Here is a 22815-nt window from a genome sequence, read left to right on the forward strand (position 1 = left end):
AAACAGAACCTTTCCCAGCGCTTATTGCGCATCTGGGAACCACTCTTGCAGCAGATCACGAGAGCGCTCTAGCTCTTTCTGCCAAGAGTTCACGCCAACTACGGTCGGTTTTAGCAAGATGACCAATTCTGTTTTCTCAGTTACGTTATTCACGTTGCGGAACAAATGCCCCAGTGCTGGTACATCGCCCAAAAATGGGACTTTAGAAACAAGCTCACGATTTTGCTGTTTCATCAACCCGCCGATAACCACAACATCGCCATCTTTAGCACGAATAACCGAGTCTGATTCACGAATAGAGCTTTTCGCTAATGGCAGTTGGATGTTTTGGAAATCTCCGCCCAAGTTCAATTGCTTCACTTCTTCCGTGACTTCAATAACTGCGGGGTGAACATGCAGGAACACATTGCCTTTGTTATCAATTTGCGGAGTCACATCGAGGGAAATACCCGAAAAGAATGGCGTCAGTTCCACTTCAGGAACTGCATTTGAGTTTTCACCGTTGCCTGCATTGCTCGATAGCTCGGTAACAAAGTACTCATCGGTACCCACTTTGATGACAGATTTTTGGTTGTTGGCAGCGGTAATACGAGGGCTCGAAAGGACGTTCAAGTCACCTTGCGTAGACATGAAGCTCAATACAGCATTGAAGTTACCATCCGAAATAGTCACGTTAGTTTGACCGCCCAATAGCGTGCCAATCGCATCCAATGGTGGTAATGTCGACGCAGGGCGGTTGACTACGATACTACCCGAGTTACCAATTGACGCCGATAAGTTTGACCAGTTGATGCCTTGTTGGTAGCCATCATTCAACGTCACTTCTAGGATTTTAGCTTCAAGAATGACCTGGCGCTGCATGCGCTCCTGCGATACACCTAAGAACTCGCGTACTTCGCGAATATCATCTGGAAATGCTCGAACCGTAATAACTCCCGCTTGTGGCGTTACAACCACACTTTGCCCTTTGCCTGAACCAATTAGATTCGCAACAGCTTGCTGCAGCATCGGCCAGAAATCACTTTCAGTGATGGTTTCAATGCGTGTACCACCCGTAGATGTGGTCGAGCTATCGTTGTTGTTTCCATTGTTAGAGTCTGACGAGTCAGAACTGTCTGAGCTACCACCAGAATTAGACGTACCAGCCGAGGTTACAGAGCCCGTAACAATGCTGGTTAATGAGCGACCAGAACGCTTGAACTGCAGGTAATCGACTGGAATGGTCACCGTACGCATACCTGCTGGGTAGATTTGAATAACTTTGCCAGACTTCACCACGTCATAGCCATACATATTCTGTACGACATTCAGAACTTCATCCAATGTCACATCTGACAAGTTGACAGTGATATTACCTTGTACCGACGGGTGAATCGCCACGCTGTACTCTGTGCCTTTCACCAACGAGGCGAAAAAGCTTCTTGCATCGACCGCATTCGCCTGAATACGAAAACGCTTCGAGGTGCCTTGCTCTGATGCAACGTTCGAGTCTAAATTTGGCATCAAGTCTGCCTCAACAGAAGAAGGGATTTCTTCCAATGTGCGGCTGTTCGCTTGATTGATCGATTCATTGAGCGCTTCTTTAACTTCCACTGGATTCCGATGACCCATTGAACATCCCATTAAAGAAGCAATCGTTATTCCTACAACTAATTTGCGCATATCTGATCGGGCTCTGGTTATTATTGTTTTACGTTTAAATCAAAAAGCTCTAGGTCCCACTGACGGTTACCACGCTTTAAAGTTACAAATTCACTATTAATGCTCGCGACGCGATAACCCTTAAATAGCTCGCCTTTTTCGACAAGTTTGTTATCCATAATCGCGATACAATCAGTACTTGGCTTACACACAATACTGTTGAGCTTAGGCAGTCGATACCGTTTAACTTTTGGTTTCGCTGACGTTTCAACCGCTGGCTTTTCCCAACCAAGTGGGGCCGTTGGGTCCTGGTTTGCCCAAGCGGTTCCTGCCGCTGCCATAACAAGCAATGAGATGATGAGTTTGTTAACCACCAATAAACTCCTCTCTAGATCCTAGTGTGTAGACTTCTAACACAAGCTTCGCTTTCGGGTACTCTTCGACTTTATAACTAAAGCTGCGCCAGTAATAACTCGCAGGAAGGCTCTCCAATTTATTCAGATAATTAGCAATAGAAAAATAGTCACCAGTCAGTTCCATACGAACAGGATGCACGTAGTAACCAGAGTATTGCGATGCTTCTTTATCTTCCGTTATTGGCTCAGATGGCAAGGTTTGCAGAGACAAAAGGTGAATGCCACTTTGCTGCTCCAACACATTTTCAAGCAGCTCAGCCATTTGCGAAGGTGTAATAAGATGCTCGATGATCTCCGCTAATTGCATCGAAAGATGCTGACTCTCAGCTAACAGATTAGATATCGCGCGATCAATCTCAGCATTTGGATCTTTCTTAAGTTGCGCCTGAATACGTAGCGTATCGATTTCAATCTTTTGATTGGCTTGCTTTAAATTACTTAGTTGCCTCTCATTACTGATGATCTCGTTAAGCTTTGGCTCCAATACCAGCGTAAAGAGCAACATGATCACGACAACTAAACCGCACAATGCGGTGAGCACTTTTTCACGCGTACTCATTTCGCCAAAGCGCCCTTCTAATGAGAGCCAGAATTCGTTCATTTCTCTTTATCCTCGCGCGTTTTTAGTTCAAACGTCACAATATCCTTATCATTTCGACCTATTTTGACGTCGTCAAACGTTCGGCCAACCAAGCTAATTTCATTTTTAAATTGGCTGACCCAATTTGGCACTGAGCTCGGTTTTTTCGCTAGTCCCTTCAGGTCTAAGGTATGGGTATTGATTCGAATTTCGGACAAAGAAATTTCTTGGTTTCCTAGCTTCGCTAATGATTGCATCACGCCAGAGTAACCCGTGCGTTGCGAGTCATCGTATTTCCCGACAGCTTTAAGCGAGTCTCGCTTCGCCTTGACTTCACGCTCTAAGCGGGCTTTAGCTGCCAGCTTATTATTGTCAGGTTGATGCTTACGTAGCTTGACTTGATAACGTTCAAGCTCTGACTTCATGATATCGCCTTTACTTTTTACAATAGCAATCTCATCTTCCAAACCGCTGCTCTGCCAAGTGACATAACCGTAAGAAAATAGAATTGCAGCCGCCGCAACGCCCCAAGATAACGCGATATTTTTTAGCGTCAGGAGCTCTTTTTTCGGCTTTAAGTAATCGGGATATAAGTTGACGCGTCGAGTATTTGAAGTAGCCGCAGTGTCAGCCAAAACATGTCCTGATAGCTCATGTTCTGGTGGTAATAACGGTGAAACCTTAGTACTTAAACGGTAGTTCAGAGCCTGAACAAGCTCGCTCTCATCCTCTTCATCGCAGCACACTTTCAATTGATGTAATTGCACGTGGCGTAACTGAGATGAAAGATAATCAATCGAACGTTGCAGTTCTAACGACAGACTGTCCATCTGTAAATCGCTAGACGGAACCCCCGTTAACGGTGGCGTCACACTGCGAATAGAGCGGTGGAACGCAATAGTATTTTCAACAAAAGCGCTTATACGGAAATGACCACGCACACTGCGTTGTAACAATAGGAAGTTTCCTAGTTCACCCGCAGTCTCTCCCCAAATATCGTCTTCAGGAAGAATAGCTTCTAATGGTAACTGGGCTCGGCTGGCCAGTAACACAATCTTATCCAATATTTTTCGCGATAAGACGTATGCTTGCACTTTGGTTGAATTCGGTAACTCGACCGCATCGGCAATAATGTCGATAGCACGCTCAGAGATCAGTTCTTTCAACAAAAATGGTAATGCGGCTGGCCATTCTTGACGCGGCATGACCGGTTTGTCGATTTGGTACATCTGGTAATAGTTATGAGAAAGAACAACCGTTAATGAATCATACGCACTCGCTGCAACGCTCAATGCTTGCTCAACGGCTTTTTCCCAATTGGACTCAGAAATATCAAATTGGTATGGACGACTACTTTTGATTGAAGATGATAAATAAACGGCGTCTGGCTGAATAACCAAAAAGCAGGAGCGACCACCACTAGATGATCGCTTAAGCTTGTCGAATAGTGCTTTGAAATCCATGATTATTATCTTTATTTTTTCCGCCAGCGATTTCGTCTTCCCAATTTAACTTGGGATTCTGATTGAGAATTCGGCAACGCTTGGGGACGAGGAAGAAACTGCTGCTCCGCAGAAAAGTAACGCCCTTGCCCACCATAAACCCCGAGCTCAATTAATGTGTTGAGCTCGTTCTGATTCTCAATTCCCACTGCTATAATTTTAGTTTTACTGTTTGCCGCCGCACCTAGCATACTGCGAACAAATAGCTGGTTTTCATGACGTTGGTCGATTTTTGCTACTAAACTGCGATGAAGTTTAAGGTAACGAATGTCCACTTCTTTTAAATAGTGAGTGCTGACTATGGTACGCCCAGCCTGCCCAACCATTAAGTGGCACCCTAAACCGGCCAGCATTTTAGCGACTGGTCGCATAAAGTCTAAGTGTCTTACAAATTGTGCTTCAACAAACTCAAAACTGAGACACTTTCTCTGCTCACGTGACAACTGTAAGAGTTCATCACGAAACCATTTAAAGTACTCTCGGTTAGAAAATGGCGTTACATTCAAATTGAGCGCATACGATCTTGAGTTATCAAAATTATCCTTAAACTCTCTTAAGAATTTATTAATAACCGACTTATCCATTTGCGCTTCATAACCAACCTGTCTGATCGCAGAAATGAACCGAGACGCTTTAACAATCCCATTCTCAGGATCGCGAATCCGACATGTTAACTCTTCATATAATGATTTTTTATGCGTCGCGTCACTTATTGGGTGCACAGATTGTGCGTAGAGTATCACACTTTCAGGTGTAAGTGCTGTGTCAAATAACGTTCTCCACCTCACACTTCCGCGAGCTTCTTCATCGTGGTTCCATTTTTTGAAGCGACTCCAATTATTGTTATTTTGTAGTTGCGCACTACGCAAAGCAGTCTCGGCTTCATCAATGATTTGGCTGTGTCGCTCACCTTCTTTATAAGTGGTGATGCCAATATGGCACCAGTTGTCTGGATCAAGTGGCTCTGGCGGCATTAACTTTTCTAACTGGCGAATGCATTGCGAGGCAAGGTTAGCCACATCTTTCGCACTTTGGTGCGGTAGAAAAAGCGCAAAATCAGCATCGTAATAACGGGAAAATACAACATCTGGGTATCGTTGAACTAAATTGGACAATAAACTCCCAACTTCAACAATAAACTCATCCGTAATTTGCTTATCTTGCTCTTCTTCAACCAGTTTCCAGTCTTGAATACGCACTAGCAACACGGCGCCGCGAGCCCCACTTTCTAGTAACGCCGATTCCAACTTGCTATCAAATAACACTCGGTTAGCGGTACCGGTTAGCTTATCAAGGAAGGTTTGAGTTCGAATAAAGGTATCAAATCGGCTTCGCTCTTGACGCGCATCTTGTAACTCTTCGATTAATACATCGAGCGCTTCACTGGCGGTGTAAGGCCATTCTTTTTTGTCACCTTTGGCATACTGCTCCACCCTACCAGCCAGGATCATTCTGCCTCGCTCTTCGAGCATTTCGGAGCCTTCTAATTGCTCTTTAAGCCATGCCACGCCGCGCATTAAGCAGAAGATGATCAATACAACGGCAAGCGTGATCGACCAAAGCGCCTGCATTGAGTAGCTGTAACCTAAGTAAGGGGGAATTGCTTTAAAGTGAATCGTGTAATCTTGATTGTGAGTCAACTGGTACTCAGCCTCAAACAAGACTGACGCTTCCATTTGATGAGAAGTATCTTTGAAGCGATAAACAACGGCGTTGTTGGTCGACAACGTCATTTCGACAATATTGGAAGCCTGCAGCATCTTCGGCATCCAGCGCTGCATAGAATAAGCAGCGTCAGGATCTTCCATCTCCTTGTCGACCACCTCTACGATCCCTTCTAAATAATGGGTGAGATATTCCTGCCCAAGACGTTTAAAAGAGAGGGTGCCACCGACAAACAAGATAAACATGGCGCAGATAACGATCATGGTGACAAAGGCCACCAGCCGTGTGCTTAACTTAAGAGTTGGGGTATACCTCATGAATACCAAATTCCTTTTTTATTCATCATATACCTTATTGAAATATTTATACTTGATAAGAGTTCATCAAACAATCGGATTAGTCTGATAGTGAGAGGCTGGAGCATAAAGAAAATCACACTCATTGATAAGTTTTATTGTTACGCCTAACCTTGCCAAGATAAGCCTGTGAGATCATTAGATTGCGACAATAAAAAAGGCCGCGATATTCGCGGCCTTTTCGATTCAAGCATAAGCAGAATTTAGAACGGGATATCGTCGTCAAAATCCATTGGTGGCTCATTGTACTGCTGCTGTGATTGCTGCGGAGCCTGTTGTTGTGGTTGCTGTTGCTGTTGCTGAGGCGCATTGTACTGCTGCTGAGCTGGCTGTTGAGGCTGACCCCATCCACCTTGCTGCTGTTGACCGCCCATAGGTGCGCCGCCACCTTGAGCACGACCGCCAAGCATTTGCATCACACCATTGAAGCCTTGAACAACGACTTCAGTTGAGTAGCGATCTTGACCACTTTGATCTTGCCATTTGCGAGTTTGCAGTTGCCCTTCAATGTAAACTTGAGAGCCTTTACGCAAATACTCACCTGCTACTTCCGCAAGTTTGCCGAACAACACAACACGGTGCCATTCCGTTTTTTCGCGCTGTTCGCCAGTCGCTTTATCACGCCATGAATCAGAAGTCGCAATAGTAATGTTTGCTACTGCACCGCCATTCGGCATGTAACGAATTTCAGGGTCGTTACCTAGATTCCCCACCAAAATAACTTTGTTAATTCCACGGCTGGCCATGATGTGCTCCGTTTCACTCTGGATATATAAAATTTTAGCGCATTAGAATAGCACGCTTTAATGTTTTGATTAAAGTCTAATACCATTGTGATCTATTGAGTCATCCTCTAGAACCCAAATCGTATTTCAACTTACGTGTGTAGCATTTTTGATTCGCGTTGCAGACATCGTTTCGTGAAGCTTTGAATTCGAACGCATTTATTCAGTAAAGCGATGGTTATGGCCTCTCTTTAATGCCAGTTTATGGCTTCTATTGAACCCAGGGAGATTGGAACACGTGAGAAAGTCGGCTTACGCAAGAAAGCTATTTCTGATCAGTATGGAAGATAATGCGCAAAAAAAAGTGGCGGCACTCGAAAAGTACGTTGATATGAGCATCCCGGAGATTTCAACCGCAGCACTCATGGAAGCCAAGCCACAACACCGTAATAAAATTCTACTGATCGACTTCAGTGAACATAAATCACTTGTTCAATCGATCAAAAACTTGCCTCTTGTATGGAAAAACTTTGAAACCGTTGTCTTCAACGTGCCTAAAAGACTAACCACAGATGAACTTCTTTCATTTGGTCAATTAAAAGGTGTGTTTTATTCTGAAGATACGCTAGAGCAAATTGGAGAAGGGTTAAAAGGCATTGTTAACGGTCAAAACTGGCTGCCGCGTAATGTAACCAGTCAACTTTTACACTATTACCGCAATGTCATTAATACTCATACTGCACCAGCTACGGTAGACCTAACCATTCGTGAGCTACAAGTACTGCGTTGCCTACAAGCTGGCGCCTCGAACAGTCAGATGGCCGAGGAGTTATTCGTCAGTGAATTCACCATCAAATCGCACTTGTATCAGATATTCAAAAAGCTATCCGTAAAGAACCGAGTACAGGCAATCGCCTGGGCAGACCAAAACTTAATGTCATGATGCAATGTGAGCGGCTCTGATAACTGAAATGACGAGTCGCTCATCTTTTTTCCGCACCGAGTCTCACATTTTTTCCTACTTTATTCATGATTCATTGATACCTCTCGTGTTAAAGTTATGCGCAGATTCTTGATAAAAACGAGATAGGATATTCCCCCAATGATAAAAAAATGTCTGTTCCCTGCTGCAGGCTATGGCACACGCTTCCTACCGGCAACGAAATCTATGCCAAAGGAGATGATGCCAGTCGTGAACAAACCGCTTATTGAATACGGTGTCGAAGAAGCAATCCAAGCTGGTATGAACGGCATGTGTATTGTGACAGGTCGTGGCAAGCACTCGATCATGGACCACTTTGATAAGAACTACGAACTGGAACATCAGATTAGCGGTACCAACAAAGAAGAGCTGTTGGTAGATATCCGTGAAATCATTGAATCTGCAAACTTCACTTATATACGTCAACGCGAAATGAAAGGCTTGGGCCACGCGATTCTAACTGGACGAGAATTGGTAGGCGATGAGCCATTTGCTGTTGTTCTTGCTGATGACCTTTGTGTGAACGAGCAAGAGGGCGTACTGGCTCAGATGGTGGCACTATTTAAGCAGTTCCGCTGTTCTATCGTTGCAGTGCAAGAAGTACCAGCCGAAGAAACGCACAAATACGGCGTTATCTCTGGTGAAATGATCAAAGACGACATCTACCGCGTAGACGACATGGTAGAAAAACCAGAGAAAGGCACGGCACCTAGCAACCTTGCGATCATTGGTCGCTACATCCTGACTCCCGATATTTTTGAACTGATCGAAAACACCGAACCAGGTAAAGGTGGTGAAATTCAAATCACTGACGCGCTGCTGAAGCAAGCAAAAGCGGGCTGTGTATTGGCTTACAAATTCAAGGGCAAACGCTTTGACTGTGGTAGCGTTGAAGGTTACATCGAAGCAACTAACTATTGTTTTGAAAACCTGTATCTAAAAGATGAAAAAACCTCTGAGCTAGGTAAGCACGCAACACAAAAAGCAGTATAAAGCATCGTCGTAGTACGAAATTACTGTATCGAAAGCCCAGCACAACGCTGGGCTTTTTACTTTACTGTTTTTTTATCCAGTAATTTTCTTTGCACATTTCTCACACTATGTAATACTTGCCCCACTTGGTTATACATAGAGCAAAAACGATGGATAAAATAGAAGTTCGCGGTGCCCGAACCCATAACCTTAAAGACATTAATCTTACAATCCCTCGCGATAAACTGATTGTCATTACTGGACTAAGTGGCTCCGGTAAATCCTCTCTCGCTTTCGATACATTGTATGCAGAAGGCCAACGACGCTACGTAGAGTCTCTCTCTGCCTACGCTCGTCAGTTTTTGTCTCTGATGGAAAAACCCGATGTCGACCACATTGAAGGGTTATCACCCGCGATTTCTATTGAACAGAAATCTACTTCTCATAACCCGCGTTCAACCGTCGGTACAATTACCGAAGTCTACGACTACTTACGTCTATTGTATGCTCGTGTGGGCGAACCCCGCTGTCCAACGCACCATGCCCCTCTTGCTGCGCAAACCATCAGTCAAATGGTGGACAAAGTCCTAGAGATGCCGGAAGGCAGCAAAATGATGCTATTGGCGCCTATTGTCAAAGAACGTAAAGGTGAGCATGTTAAAACGCTTGAGAACTTAGCGGCTCAAGGCTTTATTCGTGCGCGTATTGATGGAGAAACTTGCGATCTTTCCGATCCTCCAACCCTTGAGCTACATAAAAAGCACACCATTGAAGTCGTGGTAGACCGCTTTAAAGTTCGTCCAGACTTACAACAGCGCTTGGCCGAATCTTTCGAGACCACGCTCGAATTATCAGGCGGAATTGCGGTTGTCGCGCCAATGGATGGCGACGGTGAAGAGATTATTTTCTCCGCCAACTTCGCTTGTCCACAATGTGGTTACAGCATGCAAGAGTTAGAGCCGCGACTTTTCTCATTCAACAATCCTGCTGGTGCATGTGGCACTTGTGATGGCTTGGGTGTTCAACAATACTTCGATCCAAGCCGAGTCATTCAAGATGATTCATTAAGCTTGGCACAAGGTGCGATTCGCGGTTGGGATCAAAAGAACTACTACTACTTCCAAATGCTCACCTCATTGGCCGATCATTATGGTTTTGACCTCCATGCCCCTTTTAATTCTCTGCCAAAGAAAACGCAAGATGTCATTCTAAAGGGCTCAGGTCGTACTGAGATTGAGTTTAAATACATCAACGATCGTGGCGATATTCGCGTTAAACGCCATCCATTCGAAGGTATTCTGAATACCCTAGAACGTCGCTATCGTGATACAGAATCCAACTCTGTCCGTGAAGAGCTTGCAAAATACATCTCCACTAAATCTTGTTCAAGCTGTGGCGGTACTCGTCTACGCCTCGAAGCACGTAACGTGTTTATTGCTGATACGACACTACCTGAGATTGTTGAACTCAGCATTGCTGATGCATTGGAGTTCTTCCATTCCTTGAAACTGGAAGGTCAACGAGCCCAAATCGCTGAAAAAGTGATGAAGGAAATCAACGACCGCCTGCAATTCTTAGTTAACGTCGGTTTGAACTACCTAAACTTATCACGCAGTGCTGAAACCTTATCAGGCGGTGAAGCTCAACGTATTCGTTTAGCAAGCCAAATTGGTGCAGGTCTTGTTGGTGTCATGTACGTCTTAGATGAACCGTCGATTGGCCTCCACCAGCGTGATAATGAACGCTTATTAAAAACGCTCACTCATTTGCGCGATTTAGGTAATACCGTACTTGTGGTAGAACACGATGAAGATGCGATTCGCTGTGCAGATCATGTCATAGATATTGGTCCTGGTGCTGGCGTACATGGTGGTAATGTTGTTGCGGAAGGCACCATGGAAGAGATAATCGCAAATCCGAATTCTCTGACAGGTCAGTACTTAAGCGGTGTTAAAGAAATCGCAGTACCGAAAGATCGCACGCCGCGAGATCCGAAAAAAACGGTTGAGCTATTAGGCGCAACAGGTAATAACCTTAAAAACGTTAACCTTTCAATTCCTGTTGGGTTATTCAGCTGTATTACAGGGGTATCTGGCTCAGGTAAATCAACGCTGATTAATGATACTTTCTTTAAAATTGCGCATACCCAACTTAACGGAGCGACAACGGCTCAGCCTTCACCTTATAAATCGATTAAAGGTCTAGAGCACTTCGATAAAGTCATCGATATCGATCAAAGCCCAATTGGCCGTACACCTCGCTCTAACCCTGCAACCTATACGGGGATCTTTACACCAATCCGTGAACTGTTTGCAGGCACACAGGAGTCGCGTTCTCGCGGTTACAAGCCGGGCCGTTTTAGTTTTAACGTACGCGGTGGTCGTTGTGAGGCCTGTCAGGGTGACGGTGTTATCAAAGTAGAAATGCATTTCCTACCAGATGTTTATGTGCCATGTGATGTGTGTAACGGTAAACGCTACAACCGTGAAACGCTCGAAGTACGTTACAAAGGTAAAACTATTGATGAAGTGCTAGAAATGACGGTCGAAGATGCACGCACCTTCTTCGATCCAGTTCCTGCCATCGCTCGCAAACTACAAACACTGATGGATGTGGGTTTGTCGTACATACGATTGGGTCAAGCGGCAACAACACTCTCCGGTGGTGAAGCACAGCGTGTGAAACTGGCGCGAGAGCTATCCAAACGTGATACAGGAAAAACCTTGTACATTTTGGATGAACCAACAACCGGCTTGCACTTCCATGATATCCAGCAGTTGCTCACTGTACTGCACAGACTTCGCGACCACGGAAATACTGTCGTGGTGATCGAGCATAACCTGGACGTCATTAAGACTGCGGACTGGATTATCGATCTTGGTCCTGAAGGGGGTCAGGGTGGCGGCGAGATAATCGCTCAAGGCACTCCGGAAGATGTGTCGCAAATCGAGGGGTCGCACACAGCTCACTTCCTCAAGCCTATGTTGAAGTAGAAAAAACAGGTAAAGTATCGAGACCAGCAAGTGCTGGTCTTTTTTCATTCAAAACAACGCAATAACTATGGCTACTATACATGTAAGTGGAACAAAGCTTTCTCCCGAAAAAGTACAGGTTCCCCTCAATCGCAAGTTTCTCATTGCCTTGGCAACACTATTTGTGTTGGCAATGCACTTTTTCATGCCCAACCCCGGCGGTTCGGGGCTTTCGCTTTCGTTCAATGCGACAACTTGGATTGCTTTTAGCTTTGCATTAGGCATTGGGTGTTACCAACTTGCGAATAATCGAGTACTACGTTACTCAAAACTAACCATCGGCTTGTTCATTAGTACTCTTATCATGACGGTGCCCATTCTGTACCCAAATGCGAATAGCAGTTTGGCAGCCAATAAGCTCATTGGCCTGTGGTGTGGTGTCCTGTTCTTTATTGTCTTACAACAATTTCATTTCAGTAATAAACATCGCCAACGCCTATTATGGTTCATTGTCCTTGCGGTTGTTATCGAAGCCATTTTTGGTTTGACACAATATCTGTATCTCAAACCAGGCAATCCGTTTGGTTACGACACGGTGGCCAATCGTCCTTATGGTATTTTCCAACAGCCCAATGTAATGGCCAGCTTTCTTGCGACAGGGTTGGTGATTGCCAGCTATTTACTTGCACGTCAGCCCTACAAATACGATCGTAAGTTAAGCGATGTTTACCTTCTCTATGCCGTACCAGTTTTAACTTTACCACTAATTGTGGCGTTGGCTTCACGCACTGGTTGGTTAGCCTCGGTCATCGCCGTGTTGTTGGTCATTCCATACATGTACCGCTTTGCAACCAAAGGGCGCTTTATCCGCTGGGTTGTGTCACTTGTAAGTGGGCTCTTACTCTCAGTCGTTGTCATGCATCTTGCCTTTCCTGATGGAGGTGGGTTAGCCGCAGAAAAAGTAAATATGGAGTCTCCTCGAGCGTATACTTTTCCACAAACATTAGACATGGTGATTGAAAAGCCTTTTACTGGTTATGGATATGGCAAGTTTGAATCTGAGTACATGCTGTATACGGCTCGTCAACATGCCTTAAATGAGAATTACCCAGCTGGTTTGCCAGCCATGGATCATCCGCATAATGAGCTACTTTACTGGGGAGTAGAAGGTGGCTTGCTGCCAATACTCGGCATCTTCTTAGCGATGGCACTAGTACTGTATCGAATCTATCAAGCCAAACGCGGAACTCGTCTTGCGTTGCTGGCCTTGTTTATACCTATCGTATTGCACTCACAACTGGAATACCCTTTCTACCACTCTCTCGTGCATTGGTTGATCTTCGTTATCCTACTGTACTGGGTCGATCAGCGCGTCTCTCGTTATCGACAAGTCGGCTTTAGTAATGTGACCAAAAGCTTGCTGCGTGTTTTTAGTTTGGTACTTCCCGTTGCGTTTACGTTTTACATGGTAAGCGCATTACATACGAATTATGTATTGACGAAGTTTGAGACCACTAGACCAACTAACCCTGATATTCTGAATCAAGTCAGTAACCCTGTAGTTTGGAAAGACAGGTTTGATTGGGATGTCTATAGCACTTTTTTAAACCTTGGGCTGTACCAACAAGACGCAACCTTGATCAAGCCTTATATCGATTGGTCGCTAAAAATCATCAAAGATAAGCCTCGCCCTGCATTTTATAATAATTTGATTTTGGCCTACCAAGGCTTAGATGACTCAAGTAAAGCGGAGCAAATTAGAGCTGAAGCGCAGTTTTTGTTCCCGAAGATTGATTTCAGTGACGTCAATTACCAACCACCTTCTCAAGCAATCTCTGCCTCACCAGCCCCCACTTCAGGAGCTGAGTAATAAATACCAAAAAGCGAAGGGATGACCTTCGCTTTTCTTTATCTCATTGCTGTATGATTTTATTCAGTGAGTGACTCTTCTAACGCTTTTAAGCACAGCGCAACGTTTTCAGATCGAGCGCCGTAACCCATTAAGCCAATACGCCACGCTTTACCAGCTAATGCCCCAAGGCCTGCACCAATTTCTAGGTTATAGGTTTCTAGCAAGTGAGCACGAACTTTTGCTTCATCAATTCCTTCAGGCACGTAAATCGCATTTAATTGTGGCAACCGATGGGCTTCGTCCACAACAAATTCAAAGCCTAACTTTTGTAAGCCATTTTTGAGTTTTTCATGCATCAGTTGGTGACGAGCCCAAGCGTTTTCTAATCCTTCATTTTTCAGTATCAATAAAGCTTCATGAAGCGCATACAAGCTATTAACTGGCGCCGTATGATGGTAACTACGCTTGCCTTCTCCACTCCAATACCCCAAAACTAAACTCTGATCGAGGAACCAACTCTGTACTGGTGTTGTTCTTGCTTGAATCTTTTCAATCGCGGCAGGAGAAAACGTCACTGGTGAGAGTCCAGGTACACATGACAAACATTTTTGACTACCAGAGTAAACCGCATCCAGTTGCCATTCATCCACTTTTAACGGCACACCACCAAGCGATGTCACCGCATCAACAATAGATAATGCATTATGCTGTTTCGCCAGCTTACCCAATGCTTGAGCATCACTGACTGCACCAGTTGAGGTTTCCGCATGCACAAAAGCAAGAATTTTTGTATCTGGGTGCTGTTCGAGTGCTTGCTCGACTTTATCAATGGAAACAGGCGTCCCCCACTCATCATCGACGATAACAACTTCGCCACCAGCACGGACGACATTTTCGCGCATGCGTTCACCAAATACACCGTTACGGCAGACGATCACTTTGTCGCCTTTCTCGATCAAGTTTACAAAGCAGGTTTCCATCCCTGCACTACCTGGCGCTGAAACCGCAATAGTGAATTCATTGTCAGTTTGAAAGGCATACTTCAATAGCTGCTTGAGCTCATCCATCATACCGATAAACAGAGGGTCAAGGTGACCTACAGTAGGACGGCTTAGTGCTTGTAACACTTGAGGATAAATATCAGAAGGACCAGGTCCCATTAAAATACGGTGAGGTGGAATAAAGCTTTGGATCGACATGTCAGCTCCTTGATTATCTTTTATCCTGAGCATTCTAAAAGTTCTATTCAATAACATGGCTCAGGTGTAGGGTTCTTCACCCTAATAGATTTTTCCTCTATCAGCAATTAGCCGTAAGTATAGAGGTCAAACCAGTGTCACAAAATCGTTAATAAAAAACACCATAAAGGTTGAAATATTGATTGACATTAAGGCCTCAAAACCGTTCAATGTTTGAGCTTTATGTAGAAGAGGAGCGCTACCCAGGTAGATGATTTGTGGAACCGCAATTCCAACACCAATCATTGAGGGGGAGTAGTGCCGAGGTAAGTCAAAGTTGCAGGATTTGACTTGTCGGTTGAATTGGGCTGAATCCCATCAACTGTCATCAGCGCAGTCTGATGAAGGGCTTCTGAGGGTAAATTTTTCAAATAGCATTCTAAATACCTCTCTTTTTGCTCTGTTCCTTTTCTCACTAAACATTGGATGTACAATTTTTTAGGAAGTCGTGGGAGAACGCAGTGAGCGCATTTAACGTAGCTAAATTCGGTGGAACCAGTGTTGCCAACTTTGAGGCAATGAGTCGTTGCGCCACCATTATCGAAAACAATCCAAATACTCGCCTGGTCGTGAGCAGCGCTTGCTCTGGCGTCACCAACCTATTGGTAGAACTCGCCAACGGTGTTCAGGATCAAACGCACCGTACTGAGCTGCTGCAAAATCTGGCCAACATTCATGACGCCATTTTAACTCAGCTCGAAGACAGCACGAAAACTGCTGCCGAGGTGTATGGCATATTAGATACCGTAACCAGCCTGGCCGAGGCTGCATCTATCCAAGCTAGTGCGAAGTTAACCGATCATTTAGTCGCATGTGGCGAACTCATGTCGACGCATATTCTAACTCAGTTAATGTGTGAGCGAGGCATTCAAGCTGTGCGCTTTGATATCCGCGATGTGCTGCGTACTGATGACAACTTTGGTCGCGCGGAGCCAAACATTGAAGCAATTTCGACGCTTGCGCAAGATAAACTCGTACCACTTTGCCAACAATCCGTTGTTGTTACTCAAGGCTTCATAGGATCTGACGAAGCCGGTAATACAACAACATTAGGTCGAGGGGGCAGCGATTACAGCGCCGCCTTAATTGCTGAGAGCGTTAAAGCGGCAGGGCTAGAAATCTGGACTGATGTTCCGGGTATCTACACAACAGACCCGCGAATTGCACCAAAAGCCTCACCAATTCCCGAGATCAGCTTTAGTGAAGCTTCAGAAATGGCTAACTTTGGCGCTAAAATCCTTCACCCTTCTACGCTAGTACCCGCATTACGCCACGACATTCCGGTATTTGTAGGGTCATCGAAAGAGCCTGAAAAAGGGGGAACTTGGATTCGCCACCAAGTCGAAAGCTCACCGTTATTCCGTGCGCTAGCTTTGCGTTGTAACCAAACCATGGTAACGCTACGCAGCGCCAATATGTTCCACGCATACGGATTCTTAGCGAAGGTTTTTGAGATCCTTGCAAAGCATAAGATATCTGTCGATTTGATCACAACATCTGAAATCAGTGTATCGTTAACACTTGATCAAACCGATACATCCGGCGGCGCGCCGCAGCTGCCGCAAGCTGTACGAGAAGAGTTAGAAGAGCTATGTAAGGTAGAAGTTGAACATGACCTATGCCTCGTTGCTCTCATTGGTAACAACATGAGTGAGAGTAAAGGCTACGCGAAACAGGTTTTTGGCACGCTAGAAGACTTTAACCTACGCATGATTTGTTATGGCGCTAGCCCTCACAACTTATGCTTCTTGCTCCATGAATCGGTATCGAAACAAGCCATACAAAAACTCCACACCGAGTTGTTTGAGAAGTAAGTTCAACTCAATAAAACAAAGAGCTGCGTATCTGCAGCCCTTTGTTGTTTCATTAGTTGTTACATTTGGACGAGGTAAACATCAATTTAACCGTTAATGTTTGGCCCTAACCATTTTTCAGCCTCGATCCTATCCCACCCCTTACGATCGGCGTAACTCTCTAGCTGATCTTCTTGGATCTGTGCGATCGCAAAGTAACGTGAGTCAGGATGAGAGAAATACCAACCAGAGACTGACGCGCCCGGATACATTGCATAGCTGGAGGTTAGAGTCATGCCAATATTCTCTTCCACATTAAGTAGCTCCCAAAGCGGTCCTTTTTCAGTATGCTCAGGGCACGCTGGATAACCTGGTGCAGGGCGAATACCTTGGTATTTTTCACGAATGAGATCATCGTTAGATAAATCTTCATCCGCAGCATAACCCCAAATTTCTTTACGGACACGCTCATGCAAATACTCAGCAAACGCTTCGGCTAGGCGATCCGCCACCGCTTGAATCATAATTGCGTTGTAATCATCTCCCTGTGCTTTGTATTCATCAGCAAGCTCTCGTTCACCAATACCACCAGTGACAGCAAATGCCCCTATCCAATCATGCTTACCCGACTCTTTAGGTGCGATGTAGTCGGATAAACAATAGTTGAATCCTTTTGGTTTCTCGGTCTGTTGTCGCAAGTTACGTAATACTTTCACAACGTCGGTACGAGTTTCATCAGCATAAACTTCAATGTCGTCCCCCACGCTAGCAGCAGGGAATAAGCCACACATTCCACGCGCTTTTAACAGACCTTCTCGCTCAACTCGATCAAGTATCTCGTTGGCATCTTCGAATAAACGTTTTGCTTCTTCACCAACTTCTTCATGTTGGAAAATTGTTGGATACTTACCCACAAGTGACCAAGTCATAAAGAATGGTGTCCAATCGATGTATTGACGTAATATAGCCACATCAAAATCATCGAAGATATGAATGCCAGGCTTAACAGGCACTGGAGGGGTGTAAGCTTCCCAATCGATAGCAACTTTATTCGCTCGAGCCGCTTCTAATGTCACTGGTTTGGTTCTCGGTTTCTTTCGATTATGTTGATCACGTACTCGTTCGTAATCAGCTTCAAGTTTTTCAACAAATTCAGGGCGACGTTCATCTGACAGAAGAGAAGTACATACGCCCACTGCACGTGAGGCGTTGTTCACGTAAACCACTGGATGCTTGTAATTTTGCTCAATCTTAACTGCTGTATGGGCTTTTGACGTTGTTGCGCCACCGATGAGAAGAGGTAAGTTAAAGTCGAGACGCTCCATCTCTTTTGCAACATGCACCATTTCGTCTAATGAAGGTGTGATCAACCCTGATAAACCAATAATATCGACGTTCTCTTCTTGCGCTACTTTTAAGATCTTTTCGCAAGGAACCATGACACCAAGATCGATAATTTCGTAGTTATTGCACTGCAATACAACGCCAACGATATTTTTCCCGATATCATGTACATCACCTTTGACCGTCGCTAGCAAAATCTTACCGTTTGTTTGTCCCACCTGCTTTTCTGCATTGATGTAGGGCTCCAGATGCGCGACTGCTTGCTTCATCACTCGTGCAGATTTTACGACTTGAGGAAGGAACATTTTACCTTCACCAAACAAATCTCCGACGACGTTCATCCCATCCATGAGTGGGCCTTCAATCACCTCTAATGGCTTTGAAGCATTGACACGTGCCTCTTCGGTATCATCAACGATAAACTCGGTTATTCCTTTCACTAACGCGTGTTCTAAACGCTTTTCAACAGGCCAAGTTCTCCACTCAAGTGCAGAGGCATCCTCCTCTTTACCTACCCCTTTGCCTGCGTATTCCGCCGCGATATCTAACAACCTCTCAGTGGCATCATCGCGACGGTTAAGAACGACATCTTCCACAGCCTCACGCAATTTTTCAGGCACGTTATCGTAGATTTCTAACTGACCCGCATTCACAATCCCCATATCCATACCGTTTTTAAAACAGTGGTAGAGGAACACCGCGTGAATCGCTTCACGTACATAGTTATTGCCACGGAAAGAGAATGAGACGTTAGAAACACCACCCGAGATCATCGCGTGTGGTAAATCACGTTTGATATCGCCAACGGCTTCAATGAAATCCACCGCGTAGTTATTATGCTCCTCGATCCCCGTAGCAATGGCAAAAATGTTTGGGTCAAAAATGATGTCTTCTGGTGGAAAGCCCACTTCATCAACAAGAATTCGGTAAGCGTTGGTACAAATTTCTACTTTGCGCTCACGTGTATCTGCTTGCCCAATCTCATCAAACGCCATCACAATCACAGCCGCACCGTAACGGCGGATCAACTTAGCTTGTTCAACGAATTTCTCTTTGCCTTCCTTGAGTGAGATCGAATTAACAATGCCTTTGCCTTGGATGCACTTAAGACCAGCTTCAATAACCTCCCACTTGGAAGAGTCAACCATGATTGGTACTTTTGAGATTTCAGGTTCTGACGCACAAAGGTTTAAAAAGCGAACCATACAAGCTTGTGCATCCAACATGCCTTCATCCATGTTGATATCGATAATTTGAGCGCCATTTTCAACTTGTTGACGAGCCACATCGAGCGCTTCATCGTACAGTTCTTCTTTAATCAAGCGCTTAAAACGCGCAGAACCGGTTACATTCGTACGCTCACCGACATTGATAAATAAAGAGTCTTTATCAATAGCGAGTGGCTCTAGGCCAGACAAGCGACAAGCAACGGAAAGTTCAGGTAATTGACGAGGGGCGATATTTTCAACCGCGAGTGCCATTTGGCGAATGTGCTCAGGAGTTGTACCACAACACCCACCAATCAAGTTTAAAAAGCCACTTTGAGCCCACTCTTTAACATGCTTAGCCATATCTTCTGGCGACAAATCGTATTCGCCGAATGCATTCGGAAGCCCAGCATTTGGGTGAGCGGAAACAAAAGATTCTGATATACGCGAGAGCTCTTCAACATAAGGACGCAGTTCATCCGGGCCAAGTGCACAGTTCAAACCAAACGAAATCGGTTTAACATGACGTAATGAGTTGTAAAACGCTTCTGTGGTTTGACCGGATAATGTTCTACCGGAAGCATCAGTAATAGTCCCCGAGATCATCACAGGTAACTCAATACCCATCTCTTCAAACACACTTTCAACAGCAAATGAACAAGCCTTAGCGTTAAGAGTATCGAAGATGGTCTCGATAAGAATAAGATCAGAACCACCTTTAATCAGCGCTCGAGTCGATTCAGAGTAAGCCTCAACTAACTCGTCGAAAGAAACATTTCGATATCCAGGGTCGTTTACATCAGGAGAGATAGAACAAGTGCGGTTCGTCGGCCCTAAAACCCCTGCGACATAACGCGGTTTATCGGGTGTTTTTTCGGTCCATTCGTCTGCAACTTCACGTGCAAGCTTGGCAGCTGCAAAGTTAATTTCTTCACTTAGGCTTTCCATCTCGTAGTCAGCCATCGCAATGGTTGTTGCGTTAAAAGTGTTGGTCTCAAGAATATCTGCACCCGCTTCTAAATATGCAGCGTGAATTTCCTTGATAAGTTGAGGCTGACTTAGAACCAACAGGTCGTTGTTACCTTTTAGATCACAATGCCAATCCGCAAAGCGCGTTCCTCGATAGTCTTGCTCTTCAAGTTTGTACCCTTGAATCATGGTTCCCATACCACCATCAATCAAAAGAATACGTTGCTTCAATTGAGCTTCAATCTGTTGTCTTACGTTACTTCCCACAGTACAGCCTCATTCCTTTAGTTATCTTTCCATCCTATCACACAAAATTCAGGAGTCTAGACGTCTAAACGTGGAATTAATGATTATTTTATCTCCTTCTTAACTTACAAAATAATCACGAAAAAATGTTTGCTATTTAAGCAGCATCAGCCGAGAATTCCATTCATAAAATGTTACAAATAGAGAGCTCTATGTCGGTCTATCATACTTTATGTTTTCTATCCGCAGCTGCGATGCTAATTGCTTTTGTAAACAGCAAGATAGGAAAGATGCAAACCACCATTGCGATTACTGCAGGTTCAATGGTGCTTTCACTTCTAATCTTAATTGCGGGTCAAAACAACTGGTTCCATCTCACCGAAATTGCGACGGAGACGGTCACAAGGATTAACTTCGAAGATTTCTTGCTCAAAGGCATTCTTGGCTTCTTACTATTTGCTGGTGGACTAGGCATCAAACTCCCGAACCTTAAAGATCAAAAGTGGGAGATCACTGTTTTAGCCCTTGGAGCCACACTGTTTTCCACGTTCTTTATTGGATTTGCACTGTATGGGTTTTGTCAGTTAATTGGCATCCAATTTGATTTGGTCTACTGCTTACTATTTGGTGCTCTAATATCGCCAACTGACCCAATCGCTGTATTGGCTATTGTGAAAAAACTAGATGCTCCTAAACGTATCTCCACTCAGATTGAAGGAGAATCGCTCTTCAATGATGGCTTCGGTTTGGTTATCTTCGTCACTCTATTTACGATTGCATTTGGCACTGAGGCACCAACTGTAGGTAGTGTCACCTTGCTCTTCATCCAAGAAGCTATCGGTGGTATCACATATGGTTTCGTCCTCGGTTTGCTATTCCACTACTTGATCAGTGCCACCGATGATCACTCAATGGAATTGTTACTTACCATTGGTGTCCCAACAGCAGGTTACGCATTTGCTGAATACATCCATGTATCAGGCCCACTCGCGATGGTTGTATCCGGTATTATGATTGGCAACTGGACACGCTTTATTGGCTTTTCAAAAGAGAGTGAAGATCACCTTGACCATTTTTGGGAGCTTGTTGATGAGTTCTTGAATGGCGTGTTATTCCTACTAATCGGCATGTCGATGCTGCTATTTGAATTCCACAAAGAAGACTGGATTATGATGGCTATTTCAGTCCCTCTTGTACTAGCAGCTCGCTATTTAAGCGTATTTCTCTCGTACATTGGCTTTAAGCGTTACAGAAAATATAACCCGTGGTCAGTACGTATTTTGACGTGGGGCGGCTTACGCGGGGGCCTTGCATTGGCAATGGCACTTTCCATTCCATCTGGTATTTGGGTGATTCAAGATAAGTTAATCGATGTAAAAGAGATTATTCTTGTAATGACCTACTCCGTCGTTGTTTTCTCTATCCTCATTCAAGGTTCAACAATCACCCCAATGATTGAAAAAGCAAAAGCAGAAGAGAAGAAGATGGAAGAGAATAACCAAGCAATAACCACTCCGGAACATACGGAGCCAGTGGACTCTTAAAGACACGTTACTTAATAGATAAAAAGCAGCTACCTAGCTGCTTTTTTCATAACTAATTTTCAGACTCCCCTTCAAGGACGAATGCTCCTTATTCTTTGATATACCTTCAAATATACGAAGAATCGCTACGCTGCATTTTCATAGATACTAACTATTGCCGATAGATAGTATTCATAGACGTGCCTTTTAATTTACCCATTTATCACTTCTCTTCTCTTGGCAATATAGGCTCCTCGCAAATATCAAAGCTAAACTTCCACAATACTTAGCAATGAGCGAGTTTGTATTTTTATGAGAAAGAGACATTTAGGGTGATTGCGTTCAGAACCCAAACAGGTTAGAAACCTCACCGAGATAAAACTGAGCTGGCACCCAGGTAGCAAAGCCTTAACGGAAGTTTAAATCCCTTCCCTCTTGATCTCAGTGAGACTAAACTTGTATTCAAAGTCGTCCTGTTTTCAAAATTGGAACAAGTGACACCTCAAACAATTAAACTCTGTCACATAACTAGATTTTCTAATATCGAATAAAAGGAGCTTTGGTTAGAGCTTGGTATCGGAATAAGGCTAAGACTAAGGCACAGAGTTACATGCTAGCTCGTTCACGACGATATTAAAACCATGTGAAGAGGGTAGCGTAACTCTAGATGCAAGGTTTCAATATGAAAGTGAGTTTCAGGTAAGTCGGGGGAACCAGAACGAAAAAAGCCTCAGTCTTTCGACTGAGGCTTAATATAAGTGGCGGAGTGGACGGGACTCGAACCCGCGACCCCCGGCGTGACAGGCCGGTATTCTAACCAACTGAACTACC

14 protein-coding genes and 1 riboswitch are annotated in these 22815 nt (G+C 44.5%); of the genes, 6 read left to right on the forward strand and 8 right to left on the reverse strand.

Annotated elements, in window-relative coordinates; genetic code table 11:
• Nucleotides 1-21 precede the first annotated feature (21 nt).
• The 6 genes from mshL to R7Q46_RS20070 all read right to left on the reverse strand — a co-directional run bounded on the left by mshL (nt 22) and on the right by R7Q46_RS20070 (nt 6906).
• Nucleotides 22-1662, reverse strand: coding sequence for a pilus (MSHA type) biogenesis protein MshL (gene mshL, locus R7Q46_RS20045; protein ID WP_005388471.1), 1641 nt, complete (start codon nt 1660-1662; stop codon nt 22-24).
• A 20-nt stretch (nt 1663-1682) separates the two neighbouring features.
• A complete protein-coding gene (locus R7Q46_RS20050) occupies nt 1683-2015 on the reverse strand; it encodes a hypothetical protein (RefSeq protein WP_005381196.1) in 333 nt (110 codons plus the stop codon).
• Entirely contained in the window at nt 2008-2658 is a 651-nt protein-coding gene (gspM, locus tag R7Q46_RS20055; RefSeq protein WP_005381197.1) for a type II secretion system protein GspM, read from the reverse strand. The genes R7Q46_RS20050 and gspM overlap by 8 nt, the downstream gene beginning before the upstream one ends.
• A complete protein-coding gene (locus R7Q46_RS20060; protein ID WP_167415479.1) occupies nt 2655-4100 on the reverse strand; it encodes an MSHA biogenesis protein MshI in 1446 nt (481 codons plus the stop codon). The genes gspM and R7Q46_RS20060 overlap by 4 nt, the downstream gene beginning before the upstream one ends.
• Nucleotides 4101-4111: 11 nt before the next feature.
• Entirely contained in the window at nt 4112-6121 is a 2010-nt protein-coding gene (csrD, locus tag R7Q46_RS20065) for an RNase E specificity factor CsrD (protein ID WP_054728884.1), read from the reverse strand.
• Nucleotides 6122-6363: 242 nt separating this feature from the next.
• Nucleotides 6364-6906: a single-stranded DNA-binding protein gene (locus R7Q46_RS20070; protein ID WP_318077735.1), complete on the reverse strand. Its 543-nt coding sequence runs from the start codon at nt 6904-6906 to the stop codon at nt 6364-6366.
• Between the two features lie 277 nt (nt 6907-7183).
• On the opposite strand from R7Q46_RS20070, the gene R7Q46_RS20075 reads away from it, so the two are divergent.
• From R7Q46_RS20075 to R7Q46_RS20090, 4 genes are all read left to right on the forward strand, one after another.
• Nucleotides 7184-7828 (forward strand): LuxR C-terminal-related transcriptional regulator, encoded by a 645-nt coding sequence (locus R7Q46_RS20075; protein ID WP_318077736.1) that lies wholly within the window; start codon nt 7184-7186, stop codon nt 7826-7828.
• 159 nt (nt 7829-7987) lie between these two features.
• On the forward strand, nt 7988-8860 hold the full coding sequence (galU, locus tag R7Q46_RS20080; protein ID WP_005381239.1) for a UTP--glucose-1-phosphate uridylyltransferase GalU: 873 nt from the start codon (nt 7988-7990) through the stop codon (nt 8858-8860).
• A 149-nt stretch (nt 8861-9009) separates the two neighbouring features.
• Complete coding sequence (gene uvrA / locus R7Q46_RS20085; RefSeq protein WP_017636207.1) at nt 9010-11832, forward strand: excinuclease ABC subunit UvrA; 2823 nt, start codon at nt 9010-9012, stop codon at nt 11830-11832.
• A gap of 67 nt (nt 11833-11899) precedes the next feature.
• On the forward strand, nt 11900-13681 hold the full coding sequence (locus tag R7Q46_RS20090; RefSeq protein WP_031779063.1) for a PglL family O-oligosaccharyltransferase: 1782 nt from the start codon (nt 11900-11902) through the stop codon (nt 13679-13681).
• Between the two features lie 59 nt (nt 13682-13740).
• Here the strand turns inward: R7Q46_RS20090 and R7Q46_RS20095 are convergent, their stop codons facing one another.
• A complete protein-coding gene (locus tag R7Q46_RS20095; RefSeq protein WP_017821323.1) occupies nt 13741-14862 on the reverse strand; it encodes a pyridoxal-phosphate-dependent aminotransferase family protein in 1122 nt (373 codons plus the stop codon).
• Nucleotides 14863-15082: 220 nt separating this feature from the next.
• Nucleotides 15083-15261, forward strand: a riboswitch (Lysine riboswitch).
• A 101-nt stretch (nt 15262-15362) separates the two neighbouring features.
• Between R7Q46_RS20095 and lysC the strand changes: the two genes are divergently transcribed.
• Complete coding sequence (gene lysC, locus R7Q46_RS20100; RefSeq protein ID WP_042523508.1) at nt 15363-16715, forward strand: lysine-sensitive aspartokinase 3; 1353 nt, start codon at nt 15363-15365, stop codon at nt 16713-16715.
• Between the two features lie 86 nt (nt 16716-16801).
• Here lysC and metH read toward each other — a convergent pair whose 3' ends face one another.
• A complete protein-coding gene (gene metH, locus R7Q46_RS20105) occupies nt 16802-20482 on the reverse strand; it encodes a methionine synthase (RefSeq protein ID WP_318077737.1) in 3681 nt (1226 codons plus the stop codon).
• 191 nt (nt 20483-20673) lie between these two features.
• Between metH and R7Q46_RS20110 the strand changes: the two genes are divergently transcribed.
• The gene (locus R7Q46_RS20110; protein WP_053306797.1) at nt 20674-22005 is read left to right on the forward strand and encodes a cation:proton antiporter; all 1332 of its coding nucleotides are present in this window, start codon (nt 20674-20676) and stop codon (nt 22003-22005) included.
• The last annotated feature ends 810 nt before the right edge of the window (nt 22006-22815 follow it).

It is taken from the genome of Vibrio sp. 811, from assembly GCF_033339195.1.

What these genes read in the sequence shown, in the direction of transcription:
- galU (WP_005381239.1), top strand. Translation starts at nt 7,988, where the DNA reads ATGATAAAAAAATGTCTGTTCCCTGCTGCAGGCTATGGCACACGCTTC.
- uvrA (WP_017636207.1), top strand. Translation starts at nt 9,010, where the DNA reads ATGGATAAAATAGAAGTTCGCGGTGCCCGAACCCATAACCTTAAAGAC.
- gspM (WP_005381197.1), bottom strand. Translation starts at nt 2,658, where the DNA reads ATGAACGAATTCTGGCTCTCATTAGAAGGGCGCTTTGGCGAAATGAGT.
- R7Q46_RS20110 (WP_053306797.1), top strand. Translation starts at nt 20,674, where the DNA reads ATGTCGGTCTATCATACTTTATGTTTTCTATCCGCAGCTGCGATGCTA.
- R7Q46_RS20090 (WP_031779063.1), top strand. Translation starts at nt 11,900, where the DNA reads ATGGCTACTATACATGTAAGTGGAACAAAGCTTTCTCCCGAAAAAGTA.
- R7Q46_RS20095 (WP_017821323.1), bottom strand. Translation starts at nt 14,862, where the DNA reads ATGTCGATCCAAAGCTTTATTCCACCTCACCGTATTTTAATGGGACCT.
- csrD (WP_054728884.1), bottom strand. Translation starts at nt 6,121, where the DNA reads ATGAGGTATACCCCAACTCTTAAGTTAAGCACACGGCTGGTGGCCTTT.
- R7Q46_RS20070 (WP_318077735.1), bottom strand. Translation starts at nt 6,906, where the DNA reads ATGGCCAGCCGTGGAATTAACAAAGTTATTTTGGTGGGGAATCTAGGT.
- mshL (WP_005388471.1), bottom strand. Translation starts at nt 1,662, where the DNA reads ATGCGCAAATTAGTTGTAGGAATAACGATTGCTTCTTTAATGGGATGT.
- R7Q46_RS20060 (WP_167415479.1), bottom strand. Translation starts at nt 4,100, where the DNA reads ATGGATTTCAAAGCACTATTCGACAAGCTTAAGCGATCATCTAGTGGT.